Raw genomic sequence first — 12371 nt, forward strand, 5'->3', positions numbered from 1 at the left:
CCCTTGTCTATATCAGACGCGGGGACACCACCTGGGTACGACGCGCGGCCTTGGCGTCCTGGCGTGCCTTATGCAGGATCGGCTCGGTGTAACCGCTCGGCTGAGCAGCGCCCTCGAGGATCAGCGCCTTGGACGCCTGGAACGCGATGCTGTCGTCGAAATCGGGGGCCATCGGCGTGTACAGCGGGTCGCCGGCGTTCTGCCGGTCGACCACCGGGGCCATCCGCTCGAGTGCAGCGATCACATCGTCCTCGCTGACGACGCCGTGGCGCAGCCAGTTGGCCAGCAGCTGGCTGGAGATCCGCAGGGTGGCGCGGTCCTCCATCAGGCCGACATCGTGGATATCGGGCACGGTGGAGCAACCGACGCCCTGATCGATCCAGCGGACCACGTAGCCCAGGATCGACTGGCAGTTGTTGTCCAGCTCTTCGCGCTTCTGCTCGTCGGTCCAGTTCGGATCGGCGGCCAGCGGGATGGTCAGGATGTCTTCGAGCTTGGCCGGCTCGCGCTTGGCGATCTCGTTCTGCCGCTCGAAGACGTCGACGTCGTGGTAGTGCAGCGCATGCAGCGTCGCCGCGGTCGGCGAGGGCACCCAGGCGGTGTTCGCACCGGCCGACGGGTGAGCGATCTTCTGCTCGAGCATGTCGGCCATCAGGTTCGGCATGGCCCACATGCCCTTACCGATCTGCGCCTTGTGCTGCAGGCCGGCTGCCAGACCGGTGTCGACGTTCCAGTCCTCGTAGGCCTTGATCCAGGTCTGCTGCTTCATATCGGCCTTGCGGACCATCGGCCCGGCCTCCATGGAAGTGTGGATCTCGTCGCCGGTGCGGTCCAGGAAGCCGGTGTTGATGAACACCACACGCTCGGAGGCATTGTGGATCGCGGCCTTCAGATTGGCCGTGGTCCGGCGCTCCTCGTCCATGATGCCGACCTTGAGGGTGTTGCGCGGCAGGCCGAGGACGTCCTCGACGCGGCCGAACAGCTCCACGGTGAAGGCGACCTCGTCGGGGCCGTGCATCTTCGGCTTGACGATGTAGACCGAGCCGGTCCGCGAGTTCTGCATACCCTCGGGGCTCATCCCGTGGATCGCGACGGCCGAGGTGATCAGGGCGTCGAGGATGCCTTCGGGCACCTCGTTGCCTTCGGCGTCGAGGATGGCCGGGTTGGTCATCAGGTGGCCGACGTTGCGGACGAACAGCAGGCTGCGGCCGTGCAGTTCGACCGGCTTGCCGTCGCGCCCGGTGTAGACCCGGTTCGGGTTCAGCACGCGGGTGAAGGTCTTGCCGTTCTTGGTGACCTGCTCGGTGAGATCACCCTTGTTCAGGCCCAGCCAGTTGCGGTAGCCCAGGACCTTGTCCTCGGCGTCGACCGCGGCGACGGAGTCCTCGAAGTCCATGATCGTGGTGACGGCGGACTCGAGGGCGACGTCCTTGATGTTGGCCGCGTCGGTGGCACCGATGGGGGAGGCGGCGTCGAACTGGATCTCCGCGTGCAGACCGTGGTGGCGCAGCAGGATCGCCGAGGGATCGGTCGCATCGCCGGTGTAACCGACGAAGGCCGCCGGATCGGCGAAGGTGGTGACCTCGATGTCCTTGCCGCCCTCGGCCAGGTTGCCCAGGGTCACGTTCACCTTGTCGCCGTCGACGACGTACCGGGTGGCGTCGGTGTGGCTGCCGGACTCGAGCGGGAAGGCCTTGTCCAGGAAGTTCTTGGCGAAGGCGATCACCTTGTCGCCGCGGACCTTGTTGTAGGAGGTGCCCTTCTCCGCGCCGTCGGTCTCGGGGATCACATCGGTGCCGTAGAGGGCGTCGTACAGCGAACCCCACCGGGCGTTCGAGGCGTTCAGCGCGAAGCGGGCGTTGAGGATCGGGACCACCAGCTGCGGGCCCGCGGTCTCGGTGATCTCGGTGTCCACGTTAGCGGTGGTGATCTCGAAATCGGCCGGCGGGTCGACCAGGTAGCCGATCTCCTTCAGAAAGGCGATATAGGCGTCCTGATCGACGGCGCCGGGATTGTCGCGGTGCCACTGGTCGATCTTGGTCTGCAGCTCATCGCGCACCGCGAGCAGCTCGCGGTTGCGCGGCGCGAGGTCGTTGATGATGGCGGCGGCACCGGACCAGAAGGCGGCCGGCTCGACACCGGTACCGGGCAGGGCCTCGTTGTTCACGAACTCGTACAGCTCGCTGGCGACCTGCAATCCATCGACGGTGACGCGCTCAGTCATTGGCAACCCTCTCTAACGGTGGTGATCTTGACATCGGGCACAACCCGCGCTGGGCCCAAAGAATTCCGCGGGCACCCCGAGTGTGCCCGTACCCGAGACATCCTACCCGGGATTAACCTGCAGTTCCTCGCCGGTCTCGCGGGTGTGGACCAGGTCACCGCAGATGCGAGACAACCGGTCCCGCACCGCCTCGCCGCGGCGGGACAGCATGCTTTGCCGGTGTACGTACTCGCTGCGCCCGGCGGGGGTCTCGATCGGTACCGGCGGGTAGCCGAGTTCGGTGAGGTCGTACGGGCTGGCCTGCATGTCCAGGGTGCGTGCATCCAGGGCCAGTTCGAAGGCGTCGGCCAGTAACTCCCCGGGGATCAGCGAACCGAGTTTGAGGCAGTAGCGGTAGAGATCCATGGTGGCGTGCAGGCAGCCGGGTTGTTCGTGCCGGTGCTGGGCGGCCCGTGACAAGGCGGTGGCGTTGCGCGGGGCGGCCTCGGGGGTGAAGAAGCGGTAGGCGTCGTAGTGGGTGCACCGCAGCGGCATGGACTCGACCACCTGGTCGGTGCCGGCGGCACCCAGGCGCAGTGGCAGCGCGTGCCGGGGTGTGTCGGTCCGGTAGACCATGGCCCATTCGTGCAGTCCGAAGCAGCCGAAGCGGGCGGGCCGGGAGGCGGTGGCCGCCAGCATCTGCCCGACCGCCTCAATCAGCGGGCGCCGGCGTTCACGCACCCGCTCGGCCACCACGGCGGCCCCGTCGTCGCGGCATCGATAGTCGGCCAGCGCAAGATACTCGGGTGCCTGCGCCAGGGCGGTGCCGTAGCCGGGATGCCAGCGGCGCACCATCGCCGGCCGAGCCGAGTAGTAGGTGAACAAGAAGTCGATCACCGGATGTGTGCGGCCGCGCCGACGGTCCAGCAGATACGGTCCGATGAGGGCGTCGATGCGCTCGGTGTGCGCGCGGGCGCGCTGTTGCCACTGGTCCTTGTTCAGCGGTGCGGTGGGGTGGGCCGGAGGGCTCATCAGCTGAGCCGGTTGGTGGCGTCGCGCAGATCGCCGACAAAGGCTTCAGCCAGATCGGCCAGGGCGATGACGCCCAGCAGCGTCCCGTCGGCGTCGACCACACCGGCCAGGTGAGCGCGCACCCGGCGCAGCAGGACGACGGCCTCGTCGAGCGGGGTGGCCGCCGCGATCCGCGGCAGCGGACGGATCTTGTCGCGGCCCAGGATGCTGTCCGAATCGAGGTTCTCGTCCAGGATGTCGTCGAGGACGTCCTTCAGATGCAGGTAGCCGATGTAGGCGCCGTCCAGGCCGCGAACCGGGAAACGGGAGAAGCCCGTGTCGCGGACCGCGCGCTCCACATCGCCGAGGCGGGGCCCCAGCCGGCCGGTGCCCCGGTCGACGGCGACGCGGACGGTGCGGACGTCGGCCAGCGGGATCATCAGTTCGGCGGCGGTCCGTTGCACCGTCTCCAGGGCGCGCGTCAGCCGTTCGTGCTCTTCGGCGTCGAGCAGACCCAGTTCCCGCGATTCGGCGATCATATCGGCCAATTCGGCCTCGGTCACCGTGGCGGCGACCTCGTCCTTGGGTTCGACACCGAACAGCCGCAGAATGCCGTTGGCCAGGGTGTTGTAGAACCAGATCACCGGGCGAACCAGCTTGATGAACAGCAGCTGCGCGGGGATCAGGAGCATAGCGGCTCGTTCGGGGCCGGCCAGGGCGATGTTCTTGGGAACCATCTCCCCGAGCAGGATGTGCAGGATCACCACCAGGCTCAGCGCCACCACGAACGAGATCGGATGCAGGAGGCCGTCGGGCACCTGGGCCCAGTGCAGCGGCTTCTCCAGCAGGTGGGCGATGGCCGGTTCGCCAACACGGCCCAGCAGGATCGAGCAGATCGTGATGCCCAACTGGGAACCGGCGAGCATCAGCGACAGTTGTTCGCCGGCCTTGATGACCGTGCGGGCCCGTTTCTTCCCGCTTTCCTCCAGGGCGACGAGCCGGTCGCGGCGGGCGGCGATGAGGGCGAATTCGGCACCGACGAAGAAGGCGTTGGCGGCCAGCAGCGCGATGGTCAGGGCCACACCCCACAGCTCACCCATGGTCGGCCTCCGGCTGCGGTGATCCGTTGCGGCCGCGGCGCGGGCGGCGGCCGGCGGACGGATCGGCGGTCGGGTCGATCGGTGTCAGCCAGACCGCGTCGACGCGGCGTCCGTCCATGGCCACCACGGTCGCCCGCCAGGCGGTCTCGGGGGCGGCATCGGGGTCGTGGATGCCCGGTCGCAGGGGCAGATCGACGATGTCGCCGACTTCCGGGATCTCGCCGAGCAGGTACATCACCTGGCCGCCGAGGGTCTCGTAGGCGCCCTCCGGGGCCAGATAGCCGATGGCGTCGGCCACCTCGTCGTTGCGCAACAGACCCGAGCAGCGGTAGCCGTTGCCGACCCGAGTGACCTCCGACTCCTCGTCGTCGTGCTCGTCGGCGACATCGCCCAGGATCTCTTCGATCAGATCCTCGGAGGTGACGATTCCGGCGGTGCCGCCGTATTCGTCGACCACCACGCAGATCTCCAGCCCGTCGGTCTTGATGCGATCCATCAGCGCATCGCCGTCCAGGCTGCCCGGGACGCGGGTCACCGGGCGGGCCAGGGACCGCAGTGAGGTGCCGGCCTGCGCCTGCGGCGGCACGGTGAACGACTGTTTGATGTGCACCACGCCCACGAGATTGTCCAGGTTGCCGTCCTCGACGATGAGGAATCGGGAGTGGCCGGTGGAGGAGGCCGCCGAGACCAGATCGCGGACGGTGTCGCCGGGTTCCAGGCAGCGCACCCGCACGCGCGGTGTCATCAGTTCGTCGGCGGTGAGTGAACCGAACCGCAACGACCGGTCGACCAGGGTGGCGGTGTCAGGATCCAGTGCCCCGCGCAGCGCCGAGTTGCGAACCAGGGCGGCCAGCTCGGCGCCGCTGCGGGCCGACCCGAGTTCCTCGGTCGGCTCCACGCCCAGGCGGCGGACCACGGCGTTGGCCGTCCCGTTGAGGCCGACGATCGCCGGCTTGAAGAGCGCTGAGAAGGCGATCATCAGACCGGAGGTGGCGCGCGCGACGGCCAGCGGCTTGGTGATGGCCAGGTTCTTCGGGAGCAGTTCGCCGATCACCATCGACAGCGACGTCGCGATGATCAGTGCCAGCGCCAGGGAGATCCCGCCGGCGGCGGCCTCGGACAGGGGCAGATGCCGCAGCACCGGGTCGAGCAGCTGCGCCAGCACCGGTTCGGCCAGGTAGCCGGTGATCAGGGTGGTGATGGTGATACCCAATTGGGCGCCGGAGAGCTGAAACGACAGGGTGCGGTGTGCGCGGGCGACGCTGCGGGCACGGCGGTCGCCGCGACCGGCGACGTCGTTGTTGACCGTCGAGCGCTCCAGTGCGGTCAGCGAGAACTCGGAGGCCACGAACAACGCGGTGCCCAGGGTCAAAGCCAGGAAGCCGGCCAGTTTGCCGATGATCAGGAGGATGTCCACGACGGGCAGATCACCAGCCTCCGGGCAGCGGACGCCCCTCGGCGAAGCCGGCGGCCGACTGCACCCCGAGGACGGCATTACGATGCAGCTCGCCTAGATCACGGGCGCCGGTGTAGGTGGCGGTGCTGCGCAGTCCCGCACAGATCTGATCGATGAGGTCCTCCACACTCGGCCGGTCCGGATCGATCCGGATCCGGGAGGAGGAGATACCTTCTTCGAACAGCGCCTTGCGGGCGCGGTCGTAGGCGCCGTCGGCCGAGGAGCGCGCAGCGACGGCCCGTTTGGACGCCATCCCGAAGTTCACCTTGTATTCGCCGTCGGCATCGGTGTGCAGGTCGCCCGGCGACTCGTAGGTCCCAGCGAACCAGGAGCCGATCATCACATTCGAGGCACCGGCAGCGATCGCCAGCGCGACATCGCGGGGGTGGCGCACCCCGCCGTCGGCCCACACCGCCGCGCCCATCTCGTGGGCGGTGGCCGCGCATTCGGCGACCGCGGAGAACTGCGGGCGACCCACCCCGGTCATCATCCGGGTGGTGCACATGGCGCCGGGCCCGACACCGACCTTCACGATCGAGGCTCCGGCATTGACCAGATCGCGGGTGCCGGCGGCGGTGACGACGTTACCGGCGGCCAGCGGCACACCCAGATCGGCCTCGGCCAGCGCCGACAGTGCCGCGAGCATCTTGGCCTGGTGCCCGTGTGCGGTGTCCACGACCAGCAGATCGCTTCCCGCCTGCGCGAGCGTGCGGGCCTTGCTGACGACGTCGCCGTTGATCCCGACGGCGGTGGCGATCCGCAGTCGGCCGTCGCGGTCGACATTGGGCCGGTAGATCCCGGCACGCAGTGCGCCGATGCGACTGAGCACTCCGCTCAGCCGCCCGTCGGTGTCGGTCAGCACCGCCAGGTCGACGTTGGCCTCGGTCAGGGTGTCGAAGGCGATGCGCGGTTCGGTGGTGTCGGGCAGCAGCACCGGAACGGGCACCATCGACAGGCGCAGTTCGGAGAACATGTCCAGATCGCCGCCGCCGTGAGCGCGCGGTATCAGGCCGATCGGGCGGCCGTCGTCGTCGACCACCACCGCGCACCCGTGGGCCCGCTTGGGGATCAGCCCCTGCGCATGGGCCATCAGATCGGTCGGCCCCAGCACCACCGGGGTGTCGGCGATCAGGTGCCGTGATTTCACATAGGAGATGGTGTCGGCGGTCGCGGTCTCGGGAATGTCCTGGGGGATCACCACCAGGCCGCCGCGGCGGGCGACGGTCTCGGCCATGCGTTTACCGGCCACGGCGGTCATGTTGGCCACCACCAGTGGGACGGTGGTTCCGGTGCCGTCGTGGGTGGCCATATCCACGTCGAACCGCGAGGAGACCTCGGAGCGGTTCGGCACGATGAACAGATCGTCGTACGTCAGATCGTGGTCTGGCTCATGACCGGACAGGAAACGCACGGATGGACCTTTCTGGCAGGCGTCGTCGGCGGGCGGTCAGGGGGCGAGCAGGCGGTTGAGCTCGGTGAGCCACGGCAGGGCGACAGCCAGGGTCGGTACGATCAGCAACGCCGCGGCCAGGGTGTACGCGGTCAGATTGAGGGTGCGCACCGCTTCGGCGGACGGCAGGAAACAGAGCCGGCGGATCCGGTCGGCGGTGGTGGGGCCGCCGACGGCCATCGCTCCTCGCGGGGCGGTTGCATCGGCGCAGGCCAGCAGGGCCCGGCCGACGGCCGTCCGACCGGTGACGCGCACCGCCTGGTCATCGGCCAGCGCCTCGGCAAGCATGCGGACAGCCGCCAGCGCCGACTCCGACCGGACCCAGCGGGGGAAGGCGGCGTGCAGGGCGATGAAGGCCTCCAGCACCAGATCGTGCCGGGCGCGCAGGTGGGCACGCTCATGCTGGATCACCGCGGTCAACTGGTCGATGGTCAGACGGTCCACGACGCCCTCGGACAGAACGACGCGCTGGCGCAGACCCGGCAGACAGTAGGCCATCGGGGCCTGGGTCTGCAGAATCCGGATATCGCTGCCGGCGGCGCGCCGCAGTCCGGCGTGGTCGAGCAGGTCGATCAGGGCGCGGTGACGGTGCCTGCGGGTCCGGGTGCGCACACCGATGGCCGCCACCGTGACGACGAGCCGGACGCCGATCACCAGGGTGGCCAAGAAAGCCAGAAGACAGGCCGACCAGGCGAACCAGCCCAGGCGGGTGAGCTGCGCGGCGGGAGTGAAGGTCAACGAGCCGTCGGGGGCGGTGCCCAGCAGATGGACGGCGACGGCAAGTCCGGTGCTGAATGCGGACAGGACGGCGGCCAGCGCCATCGACTGCCACAGCACCATGGCTGCCCGCGGGACGTAGAGAGGCCACTCGGCGCGAGCCAGAGCGGCAGGCAGCGGTCCGACCAAGGCAAGGGTGAGGACACCGAAGAGCAGTGCGGTCATCGCGGGTCCTCGAAGGTCGTCGTGCTGCGGCCGGGTGGTCGATTACCAGAATAGGCGTGGACGCCAGAATAAGCATGCCGGCCGGTGCGGGATCTCCGGGTGTGGGTCATCGGACCGAGACCGAGGGGCCGCAGGCTGCCGGGATGTCAGTGCACAGCGCGTTCGGCGACTTCGAGATCGTCGAGGGCTGCGCGCAGTGCGGCGGCCTCATCGGCGTCGACCCGGCCGACGAACGAGACCAGTGCGGCGTGGCGCGAATCGGGTGCATCGGTGGCGTGGAGTGCGTCGACCATCAGGCTGGCGACAAGATCCTCGCGCGGGCGGGTCGCGGTGTACCGGTGGGCGCGATCGTCGCGGATCTGGGTCACCAGGTCCTTCTTGGCCAGTCGCTGCAGCACCGTCATCACGGTGGTGTACGCCAGAGATCGCGTCTTGGACAGCTCGGCATGGACCTGGCGGACGGTCTGCGGGGTCGGGGAGGCCCACAGCGCATCCATCACCGTGCGTTCCAACTCGCCCAAACCGTTCATCTTCTTCATATTACGTCCGTCTCCCACACAGCTCTACTCGTCTTCTGCTGGTACAACGCCGAGTGTCGGGAGAAAGTTCCCGAACACCGGGTCGGCACCTTTGACCTGGCTCTTTTCGATGCAGTTGACACCGAGGTAAGGCTAGCCTACATTACTTCTCAGGGATCGAGCGAGTGTCCTGAGGGCTGCAGAGACCCCCGATCCTCACCGGCGACGACCTCCGGAACCAGCGTGGTTCCGGAGGTCGTCGCTGTTCTCCCCGAATACCTGGCATCGCCGGGTCTGTGCCGTGTGGCACGCTGGCCCCATGGCAACCAACGACGACGCGCCCGCCTACGACGGCGCAGGCCTGGACAAACTCCTCGGCAACACGGTGACCACGGCCACCGGCGACGGAGTGGAGGCGACCCTGACGATCACCCCCGACCACCATCAGCCGTTCGGCATCGTCCACGGCGGCGTCTACTGTGCAGTCGCCGAGAGTGCGGCGAGCATCAGCGGCTTCTGCTGGCTTCAGGAGCAGGGGATCGGGGGTGTGGCCGTGGGGGTCAACAACAGCACCGACTTCCTGCGGTCGATCAGCGAGGGGACCCTGCACATCAGCACCACCCCCGTGCACCGCGGACGCCGTCAGCAGCTGTGGCAGGTCGATATGAGGGACGAGCAGGGCCGACTGATCGCCCAGTCACGGGTCCGCCTGCAGAACCTCGACGACCCCGGGAAATAAGCATCCGCACGGCTGCCTAGTCGGCGTGTCGCGACGCTCCTGCGCATGTCGCTGCCCGTCCGGGTTCGCGACATGTCCGAACAGGCCGCGACACGCCGAAGGAGCAGCGCCGAGGCCGCGACACGCCGAGGGATCCACGCCGAACCGGTGTGGATCCGTAGCGATGGAACGGCCGTCGTCAGACCTCCTTGGCGACCTGTTCAGCCAGCTTTGCGTCCGGGGAATCGGCAGCCTTTTCCACCGCGTCGTCCGCCTTCGCCGCAGCGTCGTCGGCCTGCTGGGTGCGCTTGCCGCGCTTGGCGTCCCGGAGTTCCTGCCGCTGCGCCTCGGCCAGGCGCAGGCGCTCGAGGTAGCTGAGTTCCTTCAGTGCGGACCGGGCGTACACCTGCTGCTCGGTGATCGCCAGCTGGCTGCGCCCGCGAGTGGAGAAGGCGAAGAACCAGTTGATCAGCGTATTGAGGCGGTTGCGGTAACCGACCAGATACACCAGGTGCAGGGCCAGCCAGCCGAGCCAGGCGAAGTAGCCCTCGGTTTCGAACTTCTTCTTGGTGCCCGGGATCGGGACCTGCATCACGGCACTGAACCGTGACACCGTCGCCATCGACCCCTTGTCGAAGTAGCTGAACGGCTTGCGCTGATCGGGTGTCTGGCCGTGCTTCATCTCGGCCTTGATGGCGTCAGCGGCGTAACGACCGCCCTGGATCGCTCCCTGGGCCACACCCGGGACCCCGTCGACGGCCATCATGTCACCGACCACGAACAGGTTGGGATAGCCGGGCACCGCCAGGTCGGGTCCGACCTTGACGCGGCCGGCACGGTCGAGTTCGACCCCGGTCTTCTCCCGGAGAACCTCGCCCAGGCCGCTGGCCTGAACGCCGGCGGACCACACTTTGCACTGGCTCTCGATGCGGCGCTGGGTGCCGTCCTTGTCGCGCACCACCAGGCCGTCGTAGTCGAGGTCGACGACCATCGCGTCGAGCTGGATCTCCACGCCGAGCTTCTCCAGGCGCTTAGTGGCCTTGGCGCCCAGCTTCGGGCCGAACGGGGCCAGGACGGCCGGAGCGGCGTCGAGCAGGATCACCCGCGCTTTGGTCGGGTCGATGTTCCGGAACGCGCCCCGGAGGGTCTTGTCGCTCATCTCGGCGATCTGTCCGGCCATTTCCACACCGGTGGGGCCGGCGCCGACCACCACGAACGTGAGGAGCTTCTCCTGTTCGGCAGGGTCGTGCGACAGTTCGGCCTGCTCGAAGGCACCCAGGATGCGGCCGCGCAGTTCCAGAGCGTGGTCGATGGTCTTCATACCGGGCGCATACTCGGCGAAGTGATCGTTGCCGAAATACGACTGGTCGGCACCGGCGGCGATGATCAGATCGTCGTAGGGCGTATCGGTGACCCGCTCGAGCAGCTGAGAACGGACCACCTGCTTGTCGACGTCGATATCGAAGACCTCACCGAGAAGCACGCGGGTGTTCTTCTGCTTCTCCAGCACCACGCGCGTGGCGGGGGCGATCTCACCTTCGGCGATGATCCCGGTCGCCAGCTGATACAGCATCGGCTGGAAGAGGTGATTGTTCGTCTTGGCGATCAGCGTCACATCGACGTTCGCCCTCTTCAGGCGCTGCGCGGCGAACAGCCCGCCGAAACCCGAACCGATGATGACGACCTGTCGACGGCGTGGCTGGTCGGTGCGGGTGACGGTCATCGGGGGACTCTCCTGTCGCGGGGGTGGGCTGTGCGAGCGTGCTGACCTTCGCCGGGTAGGCGGGGTCCTCCAAATACGGTAGCGCGTGTGGGTCAGGCAGTCATGCCGGACGTGGAAGCAGATCCTGCCGTCTTGATCACCCGGCCGCCGCGGCCGCGCCCGGCATACCACTGTTCGCGCAGCAGTTCGTACTCGACGCTCGCCCCCGGACCGGCCAGCGCGGCCGGATCGCTGTCGGCGGCCAGCCGCATCCCCAGCGCCTCCATCACCCGCCGGGAGGCCAGATGATCGACGTCGGTGCCGGCGAAGATACGACGGACCGGGCTCGAGGTGAACATGACCGCGACCAGCGCCGCCGAGGCTTCCCGGGCCAAGCCCCGTCCCCAGGCGGCACGACGCAACCGGTAGCTCAGCTCCAGCTCACCGGAACGGCTGTGCCGAGGTGTCCGCAGCTGGACCCAGCCGGTGAACGCCGATTCGCCGGGGTCGGCCTGGGCGCCGGTCGCCGCGGTGTCGAAAAGCACCCACATTCCCGTGCCGTATTCGCGCTGTTGCGCCTGCATCCGGGGGATCACCGAATCGGTGATGACCGCGGGAGGCGTGGCCGGCCCGCCGCTGACGAAGCGCATCACTTCCGGATCGGAGTCGAGATCGACCAGCAACCCGGCATCACCGGCCTCGACCGGGCGCAGGCGGAGCCGGGCAGTGTTCAGCAGCACCTGCATCACTGTAATGAGGCGATGGCGCCTTCGCAGGGACCTTGGGCTAGCGTGCTGAACGTGTCACGAAATCACGATCACCTCGGCCCCACCGTCGTAGAAGTCGCCCTCCGCTGGGGTGATATGGACCTGCTCGGCCACATCAACAACGTACAGATCGCGCGGCTGTTCGAGGAGGCGCGGGTGCGGGCGATGAACGCCTGGTTCGGCGATCGGCGCCAAGGCGGCATGGGTCTGGTGGTGGCCCATCAGGAGATCGAGTTCACCGCTTCGCTGATGTACTCGGTCGAACCTGCTCGCTGTGAGGTCGTCGTTTCGCGGATCGGCGGAAAGTCGTTCGATTTCGCCTGCCGGTTGATCGATGCGCAGGGTGTGACCTGTGCCCTCAACGAGACCACCGTGACAGCGATCGACCTGGGGGCCGGTCGGGCGATGGAGCTCCCCGCGGAGTTGCGCGAAATGCTGCAGGCCCGCCAGGGCGAGCCCGCCCCGTTCCGCCGCCGACGCTGAGGGCGGTACCGGGGCGCGGGA

Annotated in this window: 11 protein-coding genes; 2 read left to right on the plus strand and 9 right to left on the minus strand. The window is 68.2% G+C overall.

Annotation, left to right across the window (positions count from 1 at the left end; translation table 11 throughout):
* Nucleotides 1-7: 7 nt before the first annotated feature.
* The 7 genes from GOHSU_RS01150 to GOHSU_RS01180 all read right to left on the minus strand — a co-directional run bounded on the left by GOHSU_RS01150 (nt 8) and on the right by GOHSU_RS01180 (nt 8701).
* Nucleotides 8-2224, minus strand: a complete 2217-nt coding sequence (locus GOHSU_RS01150; protein ID WP_005935465.1) for a malate synthase G — start codon at nt 2222-2224, stop codon at nt 8-10.
* Nucleotides 2225-2326: 102 nt separating this feature from the next.
* Nucleotides 2327-3235: a hypothetical protein gene (locus GOHSU_RS01155; protein ID WP_005935468.1), complete on the minus strand. Its 909-nt coding sequence runs from the start codon at nt 3233-3235 to the stop codon at nt 2327-2329.
* Nucleotides 3235-4314: a hemolysin family protein gene (locus GOHSU_RS01160; RefSeq protein WP_005935470.1), complete on the minus strand. Its 1080-nt coding sequence runs from the start codon at nt 4312-4314 to the stop codon at nt 3235-3237. The genes GOHSU_RS01155 and GOHSU_RS01160 overlap by 1 nt, the downstream gene beginning before the upstream one ends.
* The gene (locus GOHSU_RS01165) at nt 4307-5731 is read right to left on the minus strand and encodes a hemolysin family protein (RefSeq protein WP_005935474.1); all 1425 of its coding nucleotides are present in this window, start codon (nt 5729-5731) and stop codon (nt 4307-4309) included. The genes GOHSU_RS01160 and GOHSU_RS01165 overlap by 8 nt, the downstream gene beginning before the upstream one ends.
* Before the next feature lie 10 nt (nt 5732-5741).
* Nucleotides 5742-7181: a GMP reductase gene (gene guaB1 / locus GOHSU_RS01170; RefSeq protein ID WP_005935478.1), complete on the minus strand. Its 1440-nt coding sequence runs from the start codon at nt 7179-7181 to the stop codon at nt 5742-5744.
* A gap of 36 nt (nt 7182-7217) precedes the next feature.
* Nucleotides 7218-8162, minus strand: a complete 945-nt coding sequence (locus tag GOHSU_RS01175; protein WP_005935481.1) for a M56 family metallopeptidase — start codon at nt 8160-8162, stop codon at nt 7218-7220.
* A gap of 146 nt (nt 8163-8308) precedes the next feature.
* A complete protein-coding gene (locus GOHSU_RS01180) occupies nt 8309-8701 on the minus strand; it encodes a BlaI/MecI/CopY family transcriptional regulator (RefSeq protein ID WP_024332688.1) in 393 nt (130 codons plus the stop codon).
* Between the two features lie 298 nt (nt 8702-8999).
* Between GOHSU_RS01180 and GOHSU_RS01185 the strand changes: the two genes are divergently transcribed.
* Nucleotides 9000-9419, plus strand: a complete 420-nt coding sequence (locus GOHSU_RS01185) for a PaaI family thioesterase (RefSeq protein ID WP_024332689.1) — start codon at nt 9000-9002, stop codon at nt 9417-9419.
* 178 nt (nt 9420-9597) lie between these two features.
* Here the strand turns inward: GOHSU_RS01185 and GOHSU_RS01190 are convergent, their stop codons facing one another.
* Both GOHSU_RS01190 and GOHSU_RS01195 read right to left on the minus strand, forming a co-directional pair.
* Complete coding sequence (locus GOHSU_RS01190; protein ID WP_005935489.1) at nt 9598-11121, minus strand: NAD(P)/FAD-dependent oxidoreductase; 1524 nt, start codon at nt 11119-11121, stop codon at nt 9598-9600.
* 92 nt (nt 11122-11213) lie between these two features.
* Entirely contained in the window at nt 11214-11840 is a 627-nt protein-coding gene (locus GOHSU_RS01195) for a GNAT family N-acetyltransferase (RefSeq protein WP_024332690.1), read from the minus strand.
* Nucleotides 11841-11900: 60 nt separating this feature from the next.
* On the opposite strand from GOHSU_RS01195, the gene GOHSU_RS01200 reads away from it, so the two are divergent.
* Nucleotides 11901-12350, plus strand: a complete 450-nt coding sequence (locus GOHSU_RS01200; RefSeq protein WP_005935497.1) for an acyl-CoA thioesterase — start codon at nt 11901-11903, stop codon at nt 12348-12350.
* Nucleotides 12351-12371: the final 21 nt, after the last annotated feature.

The sequence above is a fragment of the Gordonia hirsuta DSM 44140 = NBRC 16056 genome (assembly GCF_000333015.1).
GTDB classification, from domain to species: domain Bacteria; phylum Actinomycetota; class Actinomycetes; order Mycobacteriales; family Mycobacteriaceae; genus Gordonia; species Gordonia hirsuta.